Genomic DNA, 20,522 nt, shown 5'->3' with positions numbered 1-20,522 from the left:
CGCGCGAGCTAGGCGCCCGCATCGCTCAACCGCGCGAGCGGCCGGTCGCCGTGTGGCCCGAAGAGGTGCAGTATTTCGACCGCGTGGTCGTCGGCCGGGCCGAACCAGTGCGGGGTGGCCGAGTCGAACTGCGCCGTTTCGCCTGGGCCGATGAGGTGCTCCTCGTCACCGAGCAGCAGTCTGAGTTGGCCGGCGAGCACGTACATCCAGGCGCGGCCCTGGTGCGTCGTGAGTTTCGGTTCGCGCGGTTCGATGACGTGTTTGAATACGTGCACGCGGCCCGGGTTGCTCGTGAGCGGCACGACGACGCCTCCCGACTGCATGGTCTGCGGTTGCAGGTGCACGCGCGGGTCGCCGGTCGCTGGGGCGCCGACGATCTGGTCGAGGCTCACCCGGTAGGCCTTGGCGAGGGGCAGGAGCGCGTCGAGGCTCGGGGCGCGCTTGCCGGTTTCGAGGCGCGACAGTGCGCTCACCGAGAGGCCTGAGTCGTGGGCGACCGCCTCGAGCGTGAGCCCGCGGGTGGTGCGCATGGCGCGCAGGCGGGGGCCGATCGCGGCGATGATCTGGTCGGTCGAGGGGCTCATGAGGCCATTTTTGCAGATTCCGCAAAAAAGATGGCGCGTGAGCCTCGGCCAGGCGACGATGAGTGCTGCGGATCGCACCAGCGCACCCCGCGGTACACCACTCACGAGAGAGACCCCGATGCACGCACTCCTGCTCGGCGCTAGCGGCGCCGTTGGCACCATTATTCGACGCGAGCTTGAGCGCGAGGGCCATCGCGTCACGACCGCGAGCCGCCGTGAGGCCCCGGCCTCGGCCCAGACCACGGCAGCGGCAGAAGCTACGGCAGGCCAGGCGAGGAGGTCAGAACGTGTTGACCTCTCGGGAGATCTGGGCCCCCTCGCGGCGCTCGCCGAGACGCACGATGTCGTGATCAACGCCTCTGGCATTGAGCGAACCGACCTTGCGGGGGCGACCGGGGCAACGCCGCTTGTCGACATTTCGGCCACCGGTTCGTACCTCGCGGGGCTCAAAGCAGCGGCACGGGGCCCGGTGGTGCTCGGGGCGGGCCTCGTGCCGGGCCTCAGCACGGTGCTCGTGAGCGCGCTCGAGCAGCGGCCCGGCGATGAGCTTGATGTGCTCGTCATGCTCGGTGCTGGCGAGCAGCACGGTCCAGCCGCCGTCGCGTGGACCGCGGGGCTCGTCGGCACCGACGTGTTTCAGCCACCAGAAGGAGGCCGGGTGCGAAACCTCGCCGAGAGCCTCCGGGTGAAGGGGCCTGACGGGCGCACGCGGCGCTACCTTCGCGCCGACTTTCCCGACCACATCGTTGCCGCGAGCGGGCGAGAAGAGCAAGGGGGCGGCTCTGCCGCGATCCGCAGCTATCTCACGCTGAGCTCACGGGCGATGACCGCGGCGCTACGCGTGATTGGGCGAGCGAAGGGGCTGAGCGGTGTGCTCGGCATGGCCCCGCACGTGGGGTCAGACGCGTGGCATGTGGTCGCGCGCAACCGGCGCACGGGGGAGCGGCTTGAGGCTGAGGGTTCGGGCCAGTCTGAGGCGACGGGGCGGCTCACGGCGCTCGCCGCCGTACGGGCGGCCGAGAGAGCACCGTTTGGGGCGGTTTCGATGGCCGAGCTCGTGACGCAGGGGGAGGCGCGGCAGGTGCTGCGCAGGGCCTAGCGCCTGCGCGACTCCTTCTTGCTGAGGCCAAACACGGCGTTCAAGACCGAGGTGATGAGCGAGAGCACGAGCGCCCCGAGCACTGCCCACCAGAAGCCGTCGACCTCGAGCCCGAAGCCGATGATGCCCGAGACCCAGCCCACGATGAGCAGCAGGGCACCGTTGATGATGAGGTTGAAGAGACCGAGGGTGATGATGCGCAGCGGAATGGCTACGAAGCGAAACACCTTGCCCACCGTGATGTTGACCGCGGCGAAGAGAATCGCGACGACCACGAACGTCGTGACCGACGCCATCGTCTCGTCGCCGAGCGAGCGAATCCACACGCCCTGATCACCCGAGCCGCCGACGATGAGCGTGGTGAGCCATAGGGCGAGGGCGCTGACAAGAATTCGGCCGAGGTTCTTCATGCCTCTATGTTCTCAGCAAAACCCTGGTGTTTCGTGCGAACGGCGAGATCGCAGCGGCACATCAGCCCCGTGCACTACGCTTTTTGCATGGGAATCTTCAGCAAAAAAGATCGCAAGGCTCAGCCGGCACCCGAGGGGTTTGTGCCCTTCACCTTCACCGTTTCGACGGTTTTCGCGATTCCCATGCGCGGCCCGGCCCTCGTGGGTACCGTGACCGACGGTGAGATGCGCATCGGCCAGAGCGCCGTGCTGCTGTTGCCAAGCGGGCCCATCAAGGTCACCGTCGCCAAAATCGATAAGGCGCGCAAGAAGGCCGCCTTTGCGAGCGAGGGCGAAGAGGCCGGCGTCTTTCTCACGGGATTCACCACCGAGCACATTCCGGTCGCGCCCGGCCAAAACGGCTCGGTGATTGACGCTGGCGCCATGGCGGGGTGCGTGCTCGCGGGGCACTAGGCCCGTTATTTGTTTGCCCTGGCCTGCTTCGCTGCGATTTCTTGCGCCGCTTCTGCTTCGAGCATGTGCACGAGCACCTGTGCGCAGGCTGCCCCGAGATCGACCGGATTGAGGTCGAAATACACCAGACGCGGATCGACGCCGCCCGAGTGCGGCTCGCCCGCGACGCCGACGTGCAGATCGTCTGGAATGCGAAGGCCTCGCTTCTCGGCCACGGCGGTGACCGCGCTCGAGTACGACTCGTTGATGCAGTAGATACCGTCAAGGTATCCGTGTTCGCCGTCGAGGAGCTCGCGGGCCCCCTCAACTGGGTCGTGGCCAGCTGGGAGCACGTATAGGAGGGGTTCGATGCCGTTCTTTTGGCACCACTGCTCGTAGGTGCGCTGCGACTCGACGGTGTAGGCGTCGAGTGCCGAGCCGCGATAGAATGCGGGGCGGGTGGCGCCGTGCTCTCGCAGGGTGTCGAGGGCGACCCCCACTCCGGTTTTGAGCTCGTGCTCGACTCCACGCAGACGCGGTGATTCGTACGAGGTGATGTGGCCGCCGGCCGTCACGACGGTGATGCCATCGTGAAGGGCGGTTTCAATGAGGCTGTCTTCGGGGCCTGGATCAACGAGAATGATGCCGTCGGGCCGTATGGGGCCGCCGAGCTGCCCCGTGTCGGTGACGGGAACGACGGTGATGGTGTAGCCGAAGTTGAGGGCCTCCATCGCTGCACCCGCGATGATGCCGCGGTAGTAGGGAAAATAGGTTTCGCCCCAGAGGGGTGTGCCGCTGTGCCCAACCACGACGCCGATCACGTGAGTGCGACCCGAGCGAAACACCCTGCTGATCCACCCCGGGCGATAGCCAAGGTTCTTGCCGATCTCGAGCACACGCTCGCGGGTTGCGGGCGCAACTTTACCCTTGTTGTTGAACACGAGCGACACGGTTGCAGGCGAGACTCCCGCGGCTTCGGCTACCTGGCTAATCGTAACCTTCGTGCGTTGAGACACAGCACCTCCGTGCGCTGATTTGTGCCACTCTCGGCGCTTGCAAGGAAAACAAGGTTTGACATTGGCGAGATTGAGCTTCATACTATCAGCACAAGTTAAACCGGTTTAATCAATAAAGGTAAACCGATTCAATGGTGAATGAATGGAGTGCGTATTGCAGAACCAGACCGAAACAGTAACGGGGGCGGGCACCGCGAGCCGACCCGTTCGAATTCTTGCCTCGTACGTCATGGACGCGCCGAATGTCTCGGCCGATTACGCTGACGAATTGCACGCGCTTGCCTCGAACGCTGCGCGTGCGATCGTGACGGCCGCCGACGACGCTCAGGTAATGTTCGTGAATGCCAACGACCCGAGCAGCGACGTAGAACGATCACTCACGAATATCGATGGCGTCGTGGTGCTGGGTGGCTCAGATGTCGACCCGAGTCACTACACCAGTGACGAGGCAGCGATTGCAAAGGTCGAAGCGACGCAGCCCAAGGCCGACGAGTTCGAGTTGGCACTCATTACGGCCGCCGTCGAGCGGGGCCTGCCGGTGCTCGGTATTTGCCGTGGCTCTCAGGCAATCAACGTCGCTTTTGGTGGTTCGCTCATTACCGATCTTGGCGCTGACACGATGCACCGTATCGACGCAACCGATAGCTGGACCAATCACGACATCGAGATTGCTCCGGACACACGTCTTGGCAGCATCTATGGCGAGGCAAACGTCAGCGTTCGTTCGGCCCATCACCAGGCAGTCGATACGGTTGCGCCCGGGCTTCGCGCCTCGGCCGTTGCAGCTGATGGCATCGTCGAAGCGGTCGAAGCGAATGACGACCGCTGGGTCTTGGGCGTGCAGTGGCACCCCGAAGAGCACCAAGCGAATACCCACCACATGAACCTGCTCGCGCAGGCGTTCATCACAGAAGCACGCAAACACTAACTGGTCAGGCCCGACCCCGGGCCGCATTCAAAGGAGAACATCATGACCCGTAAACACCTCATTGCAACACTGTCGGTCGCTGCGACCCTCGGCCTCGGCCTTGTCGCCTGCTCGTCAGATGCCCCGGCTGAAAAGAACGAGAAGCCAGAGGCCAGCTCTGGCTCGTTTGGCGAGTGCACCATTACCGGCGAGGCCGGCTCGATTGAGCTCGATACGGTTGCCGACGGCACCCTCACGGTCGCGGCCGTACTTCCGAGCAACGGTTGGTGGAACGGCTCGAGCCCAGAGACGATCAACGGTGGTTTTGAGTACTGCCTCGCATCGAACGTTGCGCACCGTGCCGGCCTCGAGTCGGTCACCGTACAAAACCAGTCGTGGGATCAGCTCATCTCGGCAAGTAACACCAACTACGACATGGGTACCGCGAGCATCACGATCACCGAGCCTCGCAAAGAGGTCTTCGACTTCTCAGACGCATACTTCCAGTCGAACCTCGGCGTCGCCATTAAAGATGGCGCTGATGTGACGGTCGACAACGTTGGCGAGAAGAAGATCGGTGTACTGCAGGGCAACATGGGTTCGCAGTACGTGAACGATACGCTGAAGCCCTCGGGCGGTATTCAGCAGTTCCAGTCAGAGACTGAGATGTTCACGGCACTTCGTGCTGGTCAGGTCGACGCCGTTGTCACCGACACGACGCTCGCGCTCTCGAACACAGCGGCCTCGAACGGTGAGCTCGTCGTGACCGGGCAGTTCGAGCTCGACCAGGAGTACGGCATCATCATGCCGAAGGGCACCCCGAACCTCGAGGCCGTGAACGCAGCCATCGCCGACATGAAGCAAGACGGCACCTTCGACGAGCTCTCGGCAACGTGGCTCACCCCGCTGTTCGGTGTTGACCCGAACACGATTCCCGTTTGGAACTAACACTCAACAATGTCAAAAGAAGCTCTCTCAACAACGGTTCTTGAGACCATGCCGGGGCTGAGGCTTAGCCCTCCGCCCCGGTCACGGGGTCTCGCCATCACCGCGACGGTCGCGAGCCTCGCTGCATTCTTTGGAATCGGCGTGCTTGCCTCTACAGGTCTCACGGCGGCTGAAGCGGGCACAACCGCTCGCACCGCGGGATGGATCTTCATGACCGTGGGCCTCGTGCTCGCGGCGGTTCCCGTCATCTTTGCCTTCAAAGCATGCGCCGAGTCGTTCAAAGCTGCCAAGCTCGTGAACAGTGACAACGTGCTGAAGGCCCGTGCCAACGCGAGTCGTTCACGCGAACTCGCGCTCACATCGCTCGGCATTCTCGTTGCGCTCGGAGTGCTCACCGGGTTCTTCCTCTTGCTCGTCTCAAACGACGCGAGCGTGCAGAAGACGTTCCTCAGGTGGGACATCATCAGCAGCACTGCTGGGGTCGTGGGCAAGGCGTTCGGCATGAACATCTTCATCGCCGTCGTCGCTGAGATCATCGTGCTTGTCTTCGGCCTCGCTCTCGCGGTCGCGAGAATGCTGCCGGGCCGGGCGGGCGCGCCGATCCGCTGGCTTGCTATTGCCTATATCGACGTGATGCGCGCGGTTCCCGCGATCATCGTGATCTACCTCATTGGCTTCGGGTTGCCGCTCGCCGGCATTCCGTTCTTGAAAGATCTCTCACCGACCTGGTTTGCGATCATTGCGCTCGCACTCACCTACAGCGCGTACGTCGCTGAGACCTACCGCGCTGGCATCGAGTCGATTCACCAGTCGCAGTTCTCGGCCTCACGCTCGCTCGGCTTTTCGTTCGCACAGACGATGCGCCTCGTGGTGCTGCCGCAGGCGGTGCGCACGGTGATTCCGCCGCTGCTCACGATGTTCATCGGGCTACAGAAAGATACTGCGCTCGTGAACGTCATCGGTGCGATGGATGCATTCAACCAGGCGAAGTATGTCTCGGCGACGCAGTACAACCTGTCGTCAGTGACGATCGTCGCGATTCTGTTCGTCGTCGTCACCATTCCGCAGACGCGTCTTGTCGACTGGTGGCTTGAGCGCGGCAAGAAGCTGAGGGGAGCTGCCTGATGAGCTTTATTACCTTTGACAACGTCCATAAGCGGTACGGCGAGAACGAGGTGCTCAAGGGCATCAACTTCGAGGCGAACAAGCACGAGGTCGTGTGCCTCATCGGAGCCTCGGGGTCGGGCAAATCAACCCTCTTGCGCTGCGTCAATGCGCTCGAAGAGATTCAAGAGGGCAAGATCATCGTCGACGGCGATGTCGTCTCGGGGCCCGGGATCGACGTCAACCGCCTGCGCCGCAAGGTTGGCATGGTGTTCCAGTCGTTCAACCTGTTTCCGCACATGACCGTGCTCGACAATATCGCGCTCGCTCCCATGAAGCTGCTCGGCGTCGATAAGGCGACCGCGCGTGAAGAGGCGCACGAGCTGCTGAAAAAGGTGAACCTCGACCACCGTGCCGACTACTACCCTGATCAGCTCTCGGGTGGGCAGCAACAGCGCGTTGCGATCGTTCGCGCCATCGCGATGAAGACCGAAGTGCTGTTGCTCGACGAGATCACGTCGGCGCTCGATCCAGAGCTCGTAAACGAGGTGCTGAGCATCGTGCGCACACTCGCCTCTGAGGGGCTCACGATGCTGCTCGCCACGCACGAGATGACGTTTGCAAAAGAAGTCGCCGACAAGGTTGTCTTTCTTGAGCAGGGACGCATTCTCGAAGAGGGCCCGCCCTCGCAAATCTTCGAAGACCCACGCGAGGAGCGCACCCGTGCCTTCCTCAAGCAGGTACTCGAATCTGGCAGGCTCTAAGGCGTTTTACAAAGAGTGATGGCCCGGCTGTTCGAAACAGCCGGGCCATCATTCTTTGGGTACCGTGATTACGCCGCGACGGCTTACTCGTCGTACGAGTAGAAGCCCTCGCCGCTCTTGCGCCCGAGCTTGCCGGCGTCGACGTAGCGGTGCAGCAGGTCGCGCGGGCCCTGGGGCAGGGTCGGGGTCTCGGCCGCGTAGTGCTCCTCGATGTCGAGCACGACGTCGAGACCCACCTGGTCCATGAGGGCGAAGGGGCCCGCCGCGAGGCCCATGTTGGCCTTCATAATCGCGTCGACGTCTTCGGGCGTGCTGACACCCTCTTCGACAACGGCGAGCGACTCGCGCTTGATGGCCGCCCAGATGCGGTTGAAGATGAAGCCGGTGCTCTCGGCGTGCGCGATGAAGGGCTCGAGACCGAAGCGGCGGAGCTCTTCGGCGACGTCGTCGAGCAGGCCTTCGGTTGTTTGGCCGTCGCTCATGAGCTCGACCGCCATGCTTGCCGGGGGCATCGCGAAGTGCATGTTGAACACGCGCTCGGGGTTCTTGACCTCGTCGATGACGAGGCGTGAGGCGTATGACGACGAGTTTGTCGCGAGCAGCGCGTCGTCGTCGGCGAGCTCATCGAGCTGGCCAAAGAGCGGGCGCTTGATGTCGAGGCGCTCGGGAACGGCCTCGACCACGAGCCATGCACCAGGCAGCGCGTCGGCGACCTGCTCGGTCGCGGTGACCTTGCCCGCGGTGGCGCCCTTGCCCTGCTTGGTGAGGCGCTCGCTCAGTTCTGGCAGCGCTTCGTCGATGTAGGCGAGGGCTGCGTCGCGCTGGGCCTCTTGCAGGTCGGCGATGCGCACGTCAGACCCGCCCGCGGCAAAGACGGCTGCGATGCGGCGGCCGAGGGTGCCAGCGCCCACGACCACAATGGGGCGCTCAGAAACATTGGCCGGTAGCGAAAACTTCATGATATCTCTCCAATCGTTGGTGCAATCACCATGGTTTCTCGATACAATCTGTATTGAGTACATTATGCATCGAGTTTCTGTGAGGGGAATCAGCAATGAATACGGGTGAGTCACGGGGCGACACTGGGGTCGCATCTGCTGGCCAGACGGCAGCGAACGAGGGGTCTCGCGCGGGCCAGTCGGTGCCGAGGGCACGCGTGCACACCAGGGCCGCCCTCATCGATGCTGCCGAGGCGATCTTTGCGGCGAGGGGCGTGCCGAGCGCCTCGATCGACGAGATTTGCAAGCGGGCCGGCTTCACGCGCGGCGCCTTCTACTCGAACTTCAAGACCGTCGACGACGTGTTCTTTGCCCTGTACGAGCGCAAGACCGAAGAGGTCTTGAGCGGCATGGCGAGCTTTGACCAGGCCGTTCCTGCGGCCGCGCGTGGCCGCGAGGCCGTTCTTGAGGCGGCGGCCGACGAGATGCTGCGCGTCATTCCCGCAGACACCCAGTGGTATGCGCTGCGGGCGCTCTTCGGGTTGCGCGCCTGGTCAGACCCCGACATGGCCGAGGTGCTGAAGGGCCACGGCGAGGCATTTCAGCGCCAGGTCGTTCCGGTGCTCGAGGGCGTTGCCCGAGCCGTGGGCGCGGCGCTCGTGCCCGACGCCGACGAGGCCACCCGCATCGTCATCGCCTGCCACGTCGGCTCGGTGCTGCAGGGACCATTCGTTGACAGCCCGCCGCGACTGCGGCGAGATGCCATACTCACAGCGCTTCGGGGGGTGTTGACCGGCCATCAGCCGGCCCACTAGCCGAGGCGACCACACAGAAAAGAAAGGGTGAGCACTCATGTCTGAGTCACGCGTAGCCATCATTGGGGCCGGAGTCATCGGCCTGTCGTGGGCAGAACTATTTCTCGAGAGCGGGTGGGAGGTCTCGATCTTTGACGTTTCGCCCGACGCGGTGCCCGAGGGGCGCGGCTTCGAGGTTGCGTCGTCGATCGAAGATGCCGTGCGCGGCGCCGACCTCGTGCAAGAGAACGGCCCAGAGCGCCTCGATATCAAGCGCGACCTGCTCGGCCAGATCGCTGCCGCGGCATCTGATGACACGATCATCGCGTCGTCGACCTCGAGCCTGCTCCCGTCGCTCCTCGCCGACGGCAACGAGCGCACCGACCAGATTCTCGTCGGCCACCCCTACAACCCGCCGCAGATCATGCCGCTCGTCGAGATCGTGCCGGGGCCCACAACCCGTGACGAGCTCGTGAAGCGCGCCGAGCGCATCTACCGTGACATCGGCAAGGTTCCCGTTGCGCTGCAGCGCGAGATTCCCGGCTTCGTCGGCAACCGCGTGCAGAAGGCCGTGCTCGATGAGGCCATGTGGCTCATCAAGCACGGTGTCGTTGACGCGCGCGCCTTCGACATCATCTTCCAGGAGTCGCTCGGCCTGCGCTGGGCTTCGATCGGCGTGCTCGAGGCTTCACACCTGGGCGGCGGCCCGGCTGGCCTGCGCCACATCATCGAGCACGTCGGCAAGGCGCTCGACGCGATCGAGCTGCACCGCCCCGACATGAGCGATGCCGACCGAGACGCGCTCGTACAACAGGTCGAAGATGCCTATGGCGTCGCCGACACCTACGCATCGCGTGCCGAACGCCGCGACCGCATCACGCGCGCCGTGCGCGGATCGGTTGGCGCCGAGCAATTGCGACCGGTGCTGTACGCCCTCGACGTGCTTGAGGGCAGTGTTAATCGGGTCGATCCGCACACGGGCGAGGTCACGCAACTGCACACGGGGCTCACCGAGGCTCCCGACGGCCTCGTCGTCGATACGAAGGCCGGCCACATCACCTTCACCTGCATGGGTGAGCCCGATGGCGAGGCGAAGGCTGGCCAAGAGCCCGAATTCGCGACCGTCAACGGTTCGGTTCAGCGCATTTCGCTGGGCGGCGGATCGGCGCAGGTCATCGTGCCGCGCGGCTCGTTCACCACGGGCAAGCAGATCACGAGCGACCCGGCCACCGGCCGCCTCTTCTGGAGCGACCGCGAGGGCCGCGGGATTTACCGTGCCGAGGCCGACGGAAGTGGCCTCACGCGCCTCGTCGACACGAGGGGAACGGGTGAGACCGAGGTGCAGGAGTGGTGCGTTGGCATCGCCGTCGACCCCGAGGCCGGTGAGCTGTTCTGGACGCAGAAGGGTGCGACCGGGGCCGCAGAGGGGCGTATTCTGCGCGCTTCACTCGAACTGCCCGAGGGCGAGACGGCCGCGACGCGCACCGACATCGAGACCCTCTGGAGCGGCCTGCCCGAGCCGATCGACCTTGAGATCGACGCCGCGGCCCGCATGCTGTACTGGAGCGACCGCGGTGAGGGAACCGACGGTAACACGCTGAACCGCGCGCCCATTCCCGAGGCCGGTGCCAAGGGCTGGCGCCCCGCGATCTTGTCGCGCGGCTTCGACGAGGCGATCGGCCTCGCCCTCGACACGGTGCACCACGCGGCCTACGTCGCCGATCTGTCGGGTGCGATCAGGCAGATCGATCTCGGCAGCGGCGCAGAGCGAGTGGTGGCGACCCTGCCGGGTGCCGCTACTGGCCTCGCGCTCGCCTGGGAGTAACGCAGGAGTCGATGCGCTCAGGCGCCCGTGGTAGCCCAGCGCTCGACGGCGCCGAGCGCATCGCGTGACAGCTCGTCGCGCTCGATGCCGGTCTCGCGACTGAGCGCCTTGAGCAGCCCCGCCCGGCTCGCGTAGCCTGATGCCGTGGCCGCCGCCTGCAGGCTCGTGCCCCCTCGAAGCCGCGCGACCGCGACGTTGAGCCTTGCCCGCGCTCGCCAGCTCGTGAACGAGAGGCCGGTTTCGTCGCGAAAGAGGCGCTGCATGTGGCGGGGGCTCGTGCCGGCGAGGGCCGCGAGCTCGTTGAGTGTCGAGGAACTCGCGATGCACGCCTGTGCAACCGCCCTCGCTGCCGGGTGCGCGGGGGTGAGCAGCGGAAAGCAGTCGAGCCGCATGGTGCTCAGCACCTCGTCGATGGCGACGCGAAACACGTGCACCTCTTCGCGGGTGCGCGGCCCGGCGCCAAGAATCGTTGCGACGAGTCGTGTGAGGTCGGGAACGATGCCGAGTAGCTGGATGGGGTTCGGTGGGATCGTTTGCGGCGAGAGGAACGGGCCAAACACGACGCTCTCTTGCGTGTATCTCGCCGAGTGCTCGACATTGGGCGCGAGCCAGAGGTTTTCTTTCGGGCCGAGGCGAATGGGGCGGCCCTCGACGACGAGGTCGGCCGCGCCGCTCACGACGTGAATGAGATGCGGGTACTCGTGCGAGTGGGTCTCATGGCCGAGAAAACGCACGGCGTTCTCGGGAACCACCGACAGCAGGTCAGCGCGCAGCAACGGCCCAGCTCCTCGGTTTCGCCGCCACTGCTGGGCTAAAACCGCCGGTTTGCGTGCCGATGTCGTGCCGGTTCGAACCCGGTGTCGGCTTGGTGTCGCAAAGCATGACTTTCGCCTTTCTCGAGCGGTTTGGTAAGTGTAGCCTAACTAACATCATATGAAGCGGGGCTGCGACCTGCCCCCGAGATGTCTCGCACCTCACTGATTATCCCAAGAGAGAAGCTTATGCTTTTGCGTTCCCGAAACCCACTCGTTCCCGTCATCGCGGCCCTGCTCGGCGCCTCGGTGCTGCTCACCGGCTGCTCGTCGTCAGAGAAGCCTGCCGAAACCCAGGCCGCCGAAACCGCCGAGGCTACCGAGCGCACGGTCACGACCGAACAGGGCGAGGTCACGGTGCCCGCCGTTCCCGAGCGCGTCGTCGTGCTCAACTATGCACTCGCCGGTTACCTCTACGATCTTGACGTGCCCGTCGTCGGAACCACCTCAGAAGACTTCGACCACGAGGCCGGCTTCTCTGAGATGTGGGGCGACGGCCCGAAGAAGAACGACACCGAGTTCATCACCTGGGGCATGGACGGCTTCGACCTCGAGGCCATTCTTGAGCTCGAGCCCGATCTCATTGTTGCCGGCGGCATGGGCCTGCCCGGTGGCCTCGCTTCGAAGGGCTACGACCAGCTCTCGCAAATCGCGCCGACCGTTATCGTGAACAAAGACCTCACGACCTGGCAGGAGCAGTTCGAGTTCATCGCCGACGATCTCTTCGGTCGCGCCGACGATTACGCCGACCGTCTTAAGGCCTACGAAGATCGTGTTGCCGAGGTGAAGGCAGCTATCGACGTGCCAGCCTCACCGGCGTCGGTTCTCACGATCACCTCTGACGGTACCCCGTACCTCCTCTTCGAAGACACCGGCCTGCCGCAGGAGCTTGAGGCGCTCGGCTTCACCGCAGCACCGCTCGTTGAAGAGCACGGCCTCGAGCCCTACAACCCGGGTGGCGACATGGCGACGCTCTCGACCGAACAGGTCGGCCAGCTGCTCGCAGACGTTCCAACCCTCTTCATCACGGGCTTCAACACCGACACAACCGATGTTGCGACGCTCGCGAAGCAGCCCGTCTGGGCCGGCACCAAGGCTTTCTCTGACGATCACGCCTACGACCTGCCGTACTGGACGGTGCGCGGCGACTACGACAAGGCGCTCGCCCTGCTCGACATCATCGAAGAGCAGTTCTCGTAGCGAGCACTCGGGGCACCTGAAGGAATATCGCCATGGCACATCACGACCTCATCATTCACCCGCTCGTTCTGCGGTGCGTGCACGTCACGCGCATCGTCGACGTGACACCGCGCATGCGCAGGGTCACGCTCTCGGGTGAGCAACTCGCGGCGTTCTCGAACGGGCAGCACGACCTGCCCGCCTTCGCGAGCCCCGGCTTCGATGACCACGTGAAGCTCATTTTTGCGAGTGATGGCGATATTGCTCAGGTGCTGCCCGAGCAGCTCGCGAACGGGATCGAGTGGGCACCCGCCGAGACGAGGCTGGGCCGCGACTACACCCCGCGCCGCTTCGACGCCGCCACGGGAGAGCTCGATCTCGACTTCGTGATGCACGGCGACGGGCCGGCAGCGAGCTGGGCGCAACGTGCCACCGTGGGCGCTGCGCTCTGGTTCGCCGGCCCCAAGTCGTCGACCGTCATTCCTGACGACGCCGACTGGGTGCTGCTCGCGGGCGACGAGACCGCGCTTCCCGCGATCGGTCGCTACTTCGACGAGCGGCCGAGCGCTGCCCCCGTGCGCGCGGTGATCACGATTGCCGATGCCCGCGCCAAGCAGGCGCTTTCGCTCGGCCCGAACGATCAGGTCGAGTGGGTCATCGCCCACGAACACGACGAGCGGGCGCTCGCCGAGGCGGTCGCCAAGCTGCAGGTGCCCGGCGGAACCCCGTACGTCTGGGCCGCTGCCGAGAGCCGCGCGCTCCTGCCGGTGCGCAAGCTCGCGAAAGCGCTCGGCGCGGCCAAGTCGCACACCAACATCACCGGTTACTGGCACAAGACGCCAGAGGCCGATGCCCCCGGCCAGATCGCTCACGAGCCCACGCTGCCAGAGATGCCCATCACCTGGTTCGCCGTGCGTGCGGCCCTCAGTATCGGCCTGCTCGACGCGCTCGCCGCAGAGCCGATCTCGCTCGAGACGCTTGCCGCCAGGCTGCGTGCCACCGCGGGCGAGCTCGACGCGCTCACCGAGTTGCTCGTTCAGGCGGGTCTCGTCGCATGCGACGACCAGGGGCTACTGAGCCTCGACCGCCTGGGCGAAGAGCTCTGCGAAGACGAGCACGAGCAGGAGCACTACGTGGGCTGCGAGGCCGACCAGGTGCTCGCGCTTCAGGCGCTGCCCGAGGCGCTCGGCAGCGACCGCTCGGCCTGGCAGCACGTGAGCGGATCATCGCTTCGCACCTCGGTCGAAACGAACACTGAATACTACGAAGAGCTTGTCGACGAGGCCCGCGGCCTGCCGCACGTGCTCACGGGCCTCACGCGTCAGGCCGTGTGGGGCGAGGCGCCGAAGGTCGCGGTGACGGGGCCGGGGGCGCTCGAGGTCAGCGAGGTATTGCAGGCCGAGGTTGGCGCGAGCATCACGGTGTTCGAGTCGACCGGCCCGCTCGCGGTTCTACGTCAGGTGGGGCACGAGGCCCCGTGGGCGTTTGCCCAGGGCGTGCCCGAGGGCGCCGATCTCGTGGCGACGGCCCTGGCCTTCGGCCACCGCAGCGATGCCGAGGTCGTTTCGCTCCTGCGCTCGCTCGCGGGTGCTGCCGAGCGACTCGTGCTTATCGAACGGCTGAGCCCTGACGGGCTGAGCCCCGCGGCGAGTGCCGCGCAGGCCCTCGTCGATTACGCTGCGCTCGGTGTGCCGACCCGTACTCCCGAGGCGACCCTCGCGCTCGTGGAGGCTGCCGGCTGGTCGCTTGTTTCACGTGAAAAGCTCGGCTGGGGCATCGAGAGCCTCGAAGTGATTGCGACGGCCGGGCGCTAGTGCGAGCTGTCACGCCGGTGCCGAAGTCGCGGCACCGTATCGCTTGGTTGTGCGTTTCGCTCGTCGTGCTCGCTTGCGTGTGCGCCGCGAGCATCGCGATTGGGTCGGCGAGGTTGCCGCTCAGTACGGTGTGGGCCGCGCTCACTGACCCCGATGGCAGTATCGACCACGCCACGGTGCTCACGCTTCGAGTGCCCCGCACGCTGCTCGGCCTGCTCGTTGGGGCGGCGCTCGCCGTTTCGGGCGCACTCATGCAGGGTCTCACGCGCAACCCGCTCGCCGACCCTGGCATTCTCGGGGTGAACGCGGGCGCCGGTTTCGCGATCGTGCTCGGTGTTTCGCTCTTTGGGGTGACTCGCATCTCGCAGTACCTCTGGTTCGGGTTTATCGGTGCTGTTGCCGCTGGCATGCTCGTGTACTTCGTGGCGGCCAGGGGCGGGGGCGGCGCAACGCCGCTACGCCTCACGCTCGTCGGTGTTGCGCTGAGCGCCGTGCTCACGGGCTTCTCGCACACCCTCGCGATGCTCAATACGCGCACCTTCGACCGCATGCGCTTCTGGGGCGCTGGCAGTCTCGCCGACCGTCCCGAGGGCACGATGCAGGTCGTCTTGCCCTTTATCGCGATAGGCCTCGTGCTCGCCTTCACGACCGCGCGAGGCATGAACGCCCTCGCCCTCGGCGACGATCTTGCGCGCTCGGTTGGCTCACGCGTGGGCTTCACGCGCGCTCGCGGCATGATCGCGGTCACCCTCATGTGTGGTGCTGCAACCGCGGCCGTCGGCCCCATCGGCTTCGTGGGCCTCATGGTGCCGCACGCCGTGCGCTTCATGGTCGGGCCAGACCAGCGGTGGATCCTCCCTTTCTCTCTCGTCTTGGGCCCCACGTTAGTGCTGACCTCTGACATTCTTGGGCGCGTGATCGTCTCGCCAGCCGAGCTTCAGGTCGGCGTCGTCACCGCCTTTCTCGGCGCCCCCGTGCTCATCGCGCTCGTGCGCCGTACGAAGGTGGCTGCCCTATGAGCGCAACGGTTGTTCTTCGCGCCGGTCGCTTCAGCCGCCGCACCACACGACGCGCGATCGTTGTGCAAGTGCTGCTCGTCATCGCCGTCGTCGCCTGCTCGCTCGCGGCGCTCACCCTCGGGTCGCGCTCGCTCTCCATCGAGCAGGTGTTCAACGCGCTCTCACCCGGCGCCACAGGAATCGACCGCATGGTCGTCGTTGAGTGGCGCGCTCCCAGAGCCCTCGCGGCCGTGCTCTTCGGGGCCTGTCTCGGGGTGAGCGGCGCGATGTTCCAGTCGCTTACGCGCAACCCACTTGGCAGTCCAGACATCGTGGGGCTGAACACCGGCGCCTACACGGGTGTCGTCGTCATGCTCATGATGGGCAACACCGGTTACGGCTCGCAGGCCGTCGGCGCAATTGTCGGCGGAATCGGCGCCGCCATGATCATTTACCTGCTCGCCTACCGCCGCGGCATGGGTGGTTTCAGGCTCGTGATCGTGGGAATCGCGGTTTCTGCAATGCTCGCCTCGGTCAACGTGTGGTTCTCGGTGAACGTCGATCTTGAGCTGGCCGCCGAAGCCGCGGTGTGGGGCGCAGGCAGTATTAACGGCGTCGAGTGGCCGGTCGTCATCGCCTCGGCGGCCGTCGCCGTGCCGCTCGTCGTGATGCTGCCGATGCTCGCCCGAAGGCTCAGGCAGCTGCAACTCGGTGACGACACCGCGGCGGCGCTTGGGGTTCCGCTCGAGCGCAGCAAGGCCCTCATCGTCATTGTCGGCGTTGCCCTCACTGCCCTCGTGACCGCGGTCGCGGGCCCCGTCGCCTTTATCTCGCTCGCGGCACCGCCCATCGCAACCCGCATCACGGGGCGCAAGGGAACCCTCGATCTCGTGGGTGCGGCCCTAGTCGGAGCGCTCTTGCTCTCGGCCTCCGATCTCATTGCCCAGCACGCGATTCCGGGCGCGACCCTGCCCGTCGGCGCCGTGACGGTGTGCCTCGGCGGCCTGTACCTCATCTGGCTCCTCTTTCGTGAAAGTGCACGCTCATGACCGATCTCGCAACGCCCACCGCAGCAGCCGCCGAGGCGCGCCTGACAACCGAGCACGTTTCGGGCGGCTACGAGCGCACCGTCGTTTTGCACGATGTCACCGTGCGGGTGCCAACGGGCTCGTTCACCGCGATCATTGGCCCGAATGCCTGCGGAAAGTCGACGCTGTTGCGCATGCTCTCGCGCCTACTCAGGCCGAGCGAGGGCAAAGTGCTGCTCGACGGCGCAGACATTCGCCGAACCTCGGTCAAGCAGTTCGCGCGCCAGCTCGGCCTGCTGCCGCAAACGCCGATCGCCCCCGAGGGCATCACCGTCTCAGAGCTCATTGCGAGGGGCCGCCACCCGCACCAGGGCGTGCTCGCCCAGTGGAGCCGTGATGACGAGATCGCCGTAGAGCGCGCGATGCGAGACACCGGCGTCACCGAGCTCGCCGAACGGCACATCGATGAGCTCTCCGGTGGCCAGCGACAGCGGGTGTGGATCGCGATGTCACTCGCCCAAGAAACCCCGATTCTCTTGCTCGACGAGCCCACCACCTACCTCGATATCGCCCACCAACTTGAGGTGCTCGAGCTCGTTGTGCGCCTGCGCGATGCCGGCCGAACGGTCGTCGCCGTGCTGCACGACCTCAACCAGGCCGCGCGTTACGCCGACCACCTCATCGCGATGCGCGACGGCGAGGTCGTGGCGCAGGGTTCACCCCGCGAACTCATGACCGAGGCCACCGTTGAGCGGGTCTTCGGGCTCGTCTCGCGCGTCATCACTGACCCCGATACCGGCTCGCCGATCGTGCTCCCGCGCGCGAAGGTGTGACGCGGGTTTCTGGCCCCCGTGCACGCGAAGACGTTCTGGCGCGGGCTGCGGCTCGCGATGATCCGCCGCGTGTGATCGATTCTCGTGTTCGAAAGGTCAAAAAGTGTCGAAAATCTCGCTGAAATCGACACTTTTTGACCTTTCGATGAAAGTGCAGGGAACGAGAGATTCAGGGTTTGGTGAGAAAATGAGGGCATGACACGCATCAACGGGAGAGCGCTCGGCCTCTGGAGCCTGCGCATCGACGCCATCTACTGCGTGCTGCTCGGCGGCGCCGTCGCGGTGGCCTCGGCGCAGATCGCCCGAACGATCGCGCAGCCGGCGTGGCTGCTCGCGCTCGCCGGCAGCGTCGTTGTGGTGTGGGCCGGACTCGTGATGGTCATGGTCGCGAAGCTGCGGTTGCGCATCGCGCTACGCCTCGTCATGGGCGTGAACATCGTGGCTGCGCTGCTCGTGGCCGCGTGCTCGATGACGGCCGGGTCGATGCTGGCCGCGTTCATCGTGGTGGCGATCGCCATCGACATTCTGCTCTTCGCGGTGAGCCAGGCCCTGGCTCTGCGCACCCTGCCGGCGCCCGAAGCGGTTGCGGGCTAGCGTTTTCGAAACGCTCACTTGTCGGCCAGTTGCGCCGGTTGAACGCCGAGATCTGTCACTCTTTGCAATGAATTGGCATTCGCTTTACTTATGTAAAATAATAGACAGTATTATGAGTGATTCTGTTTTGACTACCGCCATCGAGCAGTCGCGAGAAGGCCACGATACGTGGCGTTCCGAGCGCGCCGCCGCGGTGACCGGGCCAACCGGCAACCTTGCTCTCGTTGAGACGCGCTGGTTTGGCGCTGGCGAAACCGTCGATGTCGAGGCTGAGCAGGCATCGGCGCCAGAGGGCGTGACGGTGACCTCGCTCGCGCGTCGCTCACTGAGCACCGGAGAAGCCGAGTACGGCCTGCGTCGCTGGGATGCGAACTCTGCCGCGATCCGCGCGTTTAATGGCATCAGTGCCTTCGCGTTTAACCCCGGCTGGGTGATCGCCGCGAGCTTCACGCCGGTCTCAGCAGACCGCACCGTGCCCTTCGAGCACATTCGTGACAACGGCGGCACGCGAGAGCTCGTGGTGCCGGGAGACATTACCTTCACGCTGAACGACGTCGACTACCGCTTCGCGGCCTTTGATGACGGCGGTGTGTTGCTGCTCGTATTCGGTGATGCGACGAACGGCGCCGAGGGTGCCGACGCAACCTATGGCGCCGGCCGCTTCCTGTTCGTCGAGCGTCCCGACGGCGGCAGCGACGCCGAGGCGGGCACCGTGATTCTCGACTTTAACCGGGCCTTTGTGCCCCCGTGCGGCTTCTCGGCGCAGTACAACTGCCCGATGCCGCCCGCCCAAAACCGCTTCGCCCTGCCCGTTCACGCCGGTGAAAAGCAGGTTCTCTTTGCCGAGGGTTTCGACCTGTACGCCGCCTAAGGCGCACCGAACGCTCTTCTTCTCACTCACCACTTCACCCACTGGAGGCTACTGTGGCCAATGTATCTCGTGGCGCCCGCAAACATCGCGGCGCTTTCTTCCTCGCGGCCGGAACCGCGCTTACCCTGCTCGTGACCGGTTGCTCTTCGCAGGCTGCCCCGGAGGGCGGGGCAGACGCCGTCATCTCGGTTGGCTCGCTCTACGAACCCGTCAACCTTTCGAACACGGCTGGCGGCGGTCAGGGCGTGACCGAGGCGCTCACTGGAAACGTCTACGAAGGGCTCTTTAAACTCACCGACGACGGCGAGGTTGAGAACCTGCTCGCCGAGGGCTTTGAGGCGAGCGAAGACGGCCTCGTCTACACCGTGACCCTGCGCGAGGGCGTCACCTTCCACTCGGGCAAGGCGCTGACCTCGCAAGACGTGAAGGCGAGCATCGAGGCCGTCACCGCTGAAGATTCGCAGTCGGCACGCAAGTCGAGCTTCGCCGTGATCGACGCCATCGAGACCCCCGACGACCACACGGTGGTGTTCAAGCTCTCACAGCGCGCCATCTCGTTCATCTACAACCTCAGCTACGTGTGGATCGTGAACGCCGATGCGACCGACCTCAACACGAGCGAAGACGGCACCGGCCCGTACGTGCTCGACGAGTGGAAGCGCGGCAGCTCGCTCGCGCTCACGCGGTGGGACGATTACTGGGGCGAGCCAGCGAAGAACGCGGGCGTCGAGTTCAACTACTTCACCGATGCCACGGCGCAGAACAACGCCCTGCAAACCGGTCAGCTCGACCTCATCACGAGCGTGCAGAGCCCTGACCTGCTCGAGCAGTTCGAGGGCAACGACGACTACACGATTAGCGCCGGCGACTCGACGACCAAGGAGCTGCTCGCGTTCAACGACCGGGTTGCACCCTTCACCGACGCCAAGGTGCGCAAAGCGATCTACTCGGCAATTGATACCGAGAAGCTGCTCACCTCGATCTGGGGCGAGTACGGCACGCAGATTGGCTCGATGGTGCCCCCGACCGACCCCTGGTACACAGACCTCACGGCCGTGAACCCCTATGATCCCGAGCTGTCGCGCTCGCTGCTCGCCGACGCGGGCTTCGCCGATGGCTTCAGCTTCACGCTCGACACCCCGAGCTACGACCCGCACCCCGTTGTGGCCGAGTTCGTACAGTCTGAGCTCGCCAAGGTGGGCATCACGGTCAACATCAACACGATTAGCGCCGATGAGTGGTACTCGAAGGTGTTCCAGGACCGCGATTTCGAGGCGACGCTGCAGGAGCATGTGAACGACCGCGACGTGGTCTGGTACGGCAACCCCGACTTCTACTGGGGCTACGAGAACGACGATGTCGTGCAGTGGGTCGCTGAGGCCGAGCAGGCGCTCACCGAAGATGAGCAGACCGAACTGCTCACGAAGGTGAACGAGCAGATTGCCGAAGACGCGGCGAGCGTGTGGCTCTACCTCTACCCACAAATCGTGGTTTCGGCGAAAGAGGTCAGCGGTTACCCCGTCAACGGGCTCAACTCGCAGTTCTTCGCCTACGACATTGTGAAAGAGTAGT

The 20,522-nt window shown here is 65.1% G+C and carries 21 protein-coding genes; 16 read left to right on the top strand and 5 right to left on the bottom strand.

Going from position 1 to position 20,522, the window contains the following annotated elements; genetic code table 11:
* Positions 1-8: 8 nt before the first annotated feature.
* Complete coding sequence (locus KTJ78_RS04670; RefSeq protein WP_217133086.1) at positions 9-584, bottom strand: helix-turn-helix domain-containing protein; 576 nt, start codon at positions 582-584, stop codon at positions 9-11.
* A 37-nt stretch (positions 585-621) separates the two neighbouring features.
* On the opposite strand from KTJ78_RS04670, the gene KTJ78_RS04665 reads away from it, so the two are divergent.
* Positions 622-1,683 carry a saccharopine dehydrogenase family protein gene (locus tag KTJ78_RS04665; RefSeq protein ID WP_217133085.1) on the top strand — a complete coding sequence of 354 codons (1,062 nt, stop codon included), beginning with the start codon at positions 622-624 and terminating at the stop codon, positions 1,681-1,683.
* On the opposite strand, the gene KTJ78_RS04660 is transcribed toward KTJ78_RS04665, so the two are convergent.
* Entirely contained in the window at positions 1,680-2,093 is a 414-nt protein-coding gene (locus tag KTJ78_RS04660; protein ID WP_217133083.1) for a phage holin family protein, read from the bottom strand. The two genes, KTJ78_RS04665 and KTJ78_RS04660, sit on opposite strands and share 4 nt — an antisense overlap.
* Before the next feature lie 87 nt (positions 2,094-2,180).
* Here KTJ78_RS04660 and KTJ78_RS04655 point away from each other — a divergent pair, with 87 nt between their 5' ends.
* Positions 2,181-2,546 carry a hypothetical protein gene (locus KTJ78_RS04655; protein ID WP_217133081.1) on the top strand — a complete coding sequence of 122 codons (366 nt, stop codon included), beginning with the start codon at positions 2,181-2,183 and terminating at the stop codon, positions 2,544-2,546.
* Between the two features lie 5 nt (positions 2,547-2,551).
* Here the strand turns inward: KTJ78_RS04655 and KTJ78_RS04650 are convergent, their stop codons facing one another.
* Entirely contained in the window at positions 2,552-3,541 is a 990-nt protein-coding gene (locus KTJ78_RS04650; protein ID WP_217133079.1) for a LacI family DNA-binding transcriptional regulator, read from the bottom strand.
* A gap of 154 nt (positions 3,542-3,695) precedes the next feature.
* Between KTJ78_RS04650 and KTJ78_RS04645 the strand changes: the two genes are divergently transcribed.
* From KTJ78_RS04645 to KTJ78_RS04630, 4 genes are read left to right on the top strand one after another with little or no spacing between them, the layout of a single operon-like run.
* On the top strand, positions 3,696-4,469 hold the full coding sequence (locus tag KTJ78_RS04645; RefSeq protein WP_217133077.1) for a gamma-glutamyl-gamma-aminobutyrate hydrolase family protein: 774 nt from the start codon (positions 3,696-3,698) through the stop codon (positions 4,467-4,469).
* Positions 4,470-4,511: 42 nt separating this feature from the next.
* Positions 4,512-5,396, top strand: coding sequence for an ABC transporter substrate-binding protein (locus tag KTJ78_RS04640; protein ID WP_217133076.1), 885 nt, complete (start codon positions 4,512-4,514; stop codon positions 5,394-5,396).
* A gap of 9 nt (positions 5,397-5,405) precedes the next feature.
* Positions 5,406-6,521 (top strand): amino acid ABC transporter permease, encoded by a 1,116-nt coding sequence (locus KTJ78_RS04635; RefSeq protein WP_217133075.1) that lies wholly within the window; start codon positions 5,406-5,408, stop codon positions 6,519-6,521.
* Positions 6,521-7,264 carry an amino acid ABC transporter ATP-binding protein gene (locus KTJ78_RS04630; protein ID WP_217133074.1) on the top strand — a complete coding sequence of 248 codons (744 nt, stop codon included), beginning with the start codon at positions 6,521-6,523 and terminating at the stop codon, positions 7,262-7,264. Before KTJ78_RS04635 ends, KTJ78_RS04630 begins: the two co-directional genes overlap by 1 nt.
* Before the next feature lie 83 nt (positions 7,265-7,347).
* Here KTJ78_RS04630 and KTJ78_RS04625 read toward each other — a convergent pair whose 3' ends face one another.
* Positions 7,348-8,223 (bottom strand): 3-hydroxyacyl-CoA dehydrogenase family protein, encoded by an 876-nt coding sequence (locus tag KTJ78_RS04625; RefSeq protein WP_217133073.1) that lies wholly within the window; start codon positions 8,221-8,223, stop codon positions 7,348-7,350.
* A gap of 95 nt (positions 8,224-8,318) precedes the next feature.
* Here KTJ78_RS04625 and KTJ78_RS04620 point away from each other — a divergent pair, with 95 nt between their 5' ends.
* Positions 8,319-9,017: a TetR/AcrR family transcriptional regulator gene (locus tag KTJ78_RS04620; protein WP_217133072.1), complete on the top strand. Its 699-nt coding sequence runs from the start codon at positions 8,319-8,321 to the stop codon at positions 9,015-9,017.
* A 37-nt stretch (positions 9,018-9,054) separates the two neighbouring features.
* Entirely contained in the window at positions 9,055-10,821 is a 1,767-nt protein-coding gene (locus KTJ78_RS04615) for a 3-hydroxyacyl-CoA dehydrogenase NAD-binding domain-containing protein (protein ID WP_217133071.1), read from the top strand.
* A gap of 17 nt (positions 10,822-10,838) precedes the next feature.
* On the opposite strand, the gene KTJ78_RS04610 is transcribed toward KTJ78_RS04615, so the two are convergent.
* Positions 10,839-11,597 (bottom strand): helix-turn-helix domain-containing protein, encoded by a 759-nt coding sequence (locus tag KTJ78_RS04610; protein ID WP_217133069.1) that lies wholly within the window; start codon positions 11,595-11,597, stop codon positions 10,839-10,841.
* Positions 11,598-11,822: 225 nt separating this feature from the next.
* Between KTJ78_RS04610 and KTJ78_RS04605 the strand changes: the two genes are divergently transcribed.
* From KTJ78_RS04605 to KTJ78_RS04570, 8 genes are all read left to right on the top strand, one after another.
* The gene (locus KTJ78_RS04605) at positions 11,823-12,833 is read left to right on the top strand and encodes an ABC transporter substrate-binding protein (protein ID WP_217133068.1); all 1,011 of its coding nucleotides are present in this window, start codon (positions 11,823-11,825) and stop codon (positions 12,831-12,833) included.
* Between the two features lie 32 nt (positions 12,834-12,865).
* Positions 12,866-14,626, top strand: coding sequence for a siderophore-interacting protein (locus KTJ78_RS04600; protein ID WP_217133067.1), 1,761 nt, complete (start codon positions 12,866-12,868; stop codon positions 14,624-14,626).
* Positions 14,626-15,645: an iron chelate uptake ABC transporter family permease subunit gene (locus KTJ78_RS04595; RefSeq protein WP_217133063.1), complete on the top strand. Its 1,020-nt coding sequence runs from the start codon at positions 14,626-14,628 to the stop codon at positions 15,643-15,645. The genes KTJ78_RS04600 and KTJ78_RS04595 overlap by 1 nt, the downstream gene beginning before the upstream one ends.
* Positions 15,642-16,673 carry a FecCD family ABC transporter permease gene (locus KTJ78_RS04590; protein ID WP_217133062.1) on the top strand — a complete coding sequence of 344 codons (1,032 nt, stop codon included), beginning with the start codon at positions 15,642-15,644 and terminating at the stop codon, positions 16,671-16,673. Before KTJ78_RS04595 ends, KTJ78_RS04590 begins: the two co-directional genes overlap by 4 nt.
* Entirely contained in the window at positions 16,670-17,485 is an 816-nt protein-coding gene (locus KTJ78_RS04585; RefSeq protein WP_217133060.1) for an ABC transporter ATP-binding protein, read from the top strand. The genes KTJ78_RS04590 and KTJ78_RS04585 overlap by 4 nt, the downstream gene beginning before the upstream one ends.
* A gap of 195 nt (positions 17,486-17,680) precedes the next feature.
* Positions 17,681-18,079 (top strand): hypothetical protein, encoded by a 399-nt coding sequence (locus KTJ78_RS04580; RefSeq protein WP_217133053.1) that lies wholly within the window; start codon positions 17,681-17,683, stop codon positions 18,077-18,079.
* A 112-nt stretch (positions 18,080-18,191) separates the two neighbouring features.
* Complete coding sequence (locus KTJ78_RS04575; protein ID WP_217133052.1) at positions 18,192-18,950, top strand: DUF1684 domain-containing protein; 759 nt, start codon at positions 18,192-18,194, stop codon at positions 18,948-18,950.
* A 53-nt stretch (positions 18,951-19,003) separates the two neighbouring features.
* The gene (locus KTJ78_RS04570) at positions 19,004-20,521 is read left to right on the top strand and encodes an ABC transporter substrate-binding protein (RefSeq protein WP_217133045.1); all 1,518 of its coding nucleotides are present in this window, start codon (positions 19,004-19,006) and stop codon (positions 20,519-20,521) included.
* The last annotated feature ends 1 nt before the right edge of the window (position 20,522 follow it).

Source organism: Leucobacter chinensis (genome assembly GCF_019049105.1).
Classification (GTDB): Bacteria; Actinomycetota; Actinomycetes; order Actinomycetales; family Microbacteriaceae; genus Leucobacter_A; species Leucobacter_A chinensis.
This window is presented reverse-complemented; position numbering and strand designations above follow the sequence as displayed.

What these genes read in the sequence shown, in the direction of transcription:
- KTJ78_RS04620 (WP_217133072.1), top strand. Translation starts at nt 8,319, where the DNA reads ATGAATACGGGTGAGTCACGGGGCGACACTGGGGTCGCATCTGCTGGC.
- KTJ78_RS04630 (WP_217133074.1), top strand. Translation starts at nt 6,521, where the DNA reads ATGAGCTTTATTACCTTTGACAACGTCCATAAGCGGTACGGCGAGAAC.
- KTJ78_RS04605 (WP_217133068.1), top strand. Translation starts at nt 11,823, where the DNA reads ATGCTTTTGCGTTCCCGAAACCCACTCGTTCCCGTCATCGCGGCCCTG.
- KTJ78_RS04635 (WP_217133075.1), top strand. Translation starts at nt 5,406, where the DNA reads ATGTCAAAAGAAGCTCTCTCAACAACGGTTCTTGAGACCATGCCGGGG.
- KTJ78_RS04585 (WP_217133060.1), top strand. Translation starts at nt 16,670, where the DNA reads ATGACCGATCTCGCAACGCCCACCGCAGCAGCCGCCGAGGCGCGCCTG.
- KTJ78_RS04615 (WP_217133071.1), top strand. Translation starts at nt 9,055, where the DNA reads ATGTCTGAGTCACGCGTAGCCATCATTGGGGCCGGAGTCATCGGCCTG.
- KTJ78_RS04600 (WP_217133067.1), top strand. Translation starts at nt 12,866, where the DNA reads ATGGCACATCACGACCTCATCATTCACCCGCTCGTTCTGCGGTGCGTG.
- KTJ78_RS04625 (WP_217133073.1), bottom strand. Translation starts at nt 8,223, where the DNA reads ATGAAGTTTTCGCTACCGGCCAATGTTTCTGAGCGCCCCATTGTGGTC.
- KTJ78_RS04660 (WP_217133083.1), bottom strand. Translation starts at nt 2,093, where the DNA reads ATGAAGAACCTCGGCCGAATTCTTGTCAGCGCCCTCGCCCTATGGCTC.
- KTJ78_RS04590 (WP_217133062.1), top strand. Translation starts at nt 15,642, where the DNA reads ATGAGCGCAACGGTTGTTCTTCGCGCCGGTCGCTTCAGCCGCCGCACC.
- KTJ78_RS04575 (WP_217133052.1), top strand. Translation starts at nt 18,192, where the DNA reads ATGAGTGATTCTGTTTTGACTACCGCCATCGAGCAGTCGCGAGAAGGC.
- KTJ78_RS04640 (WP_217133076.1), top strand. Translation starts at nt 4,512, where the DNA reads ATGACCCGTAAACACCTCATTGCAACACTGTCGGTCGCTGCGACCCTC.
- KTJ78_RS04670 (WP_217133086.1), bottom strand. Translation starts at nt 584, where the DNA reads ATGAGCCCCTCGACCGACCAGATCATCGCCGCGATCGGCCCCCGCCTG.
- KTJ78_RS04580 (WP_217133053.1), top strand. Translation starts at nt 17,681, where the DNA reads ATGACACGCATCAACGGGAGAGCGCTCGGCCTCTGGAGCCTGCGCATC.
- KTJ78_RS04655 (WP_217133081.1), top strand. Translation starts at nt 2,181, where the DNA reads ATGGGAATCTTCAGCAAAAAAGATCGCAAGGCTCAGCCGGCACCCGAG.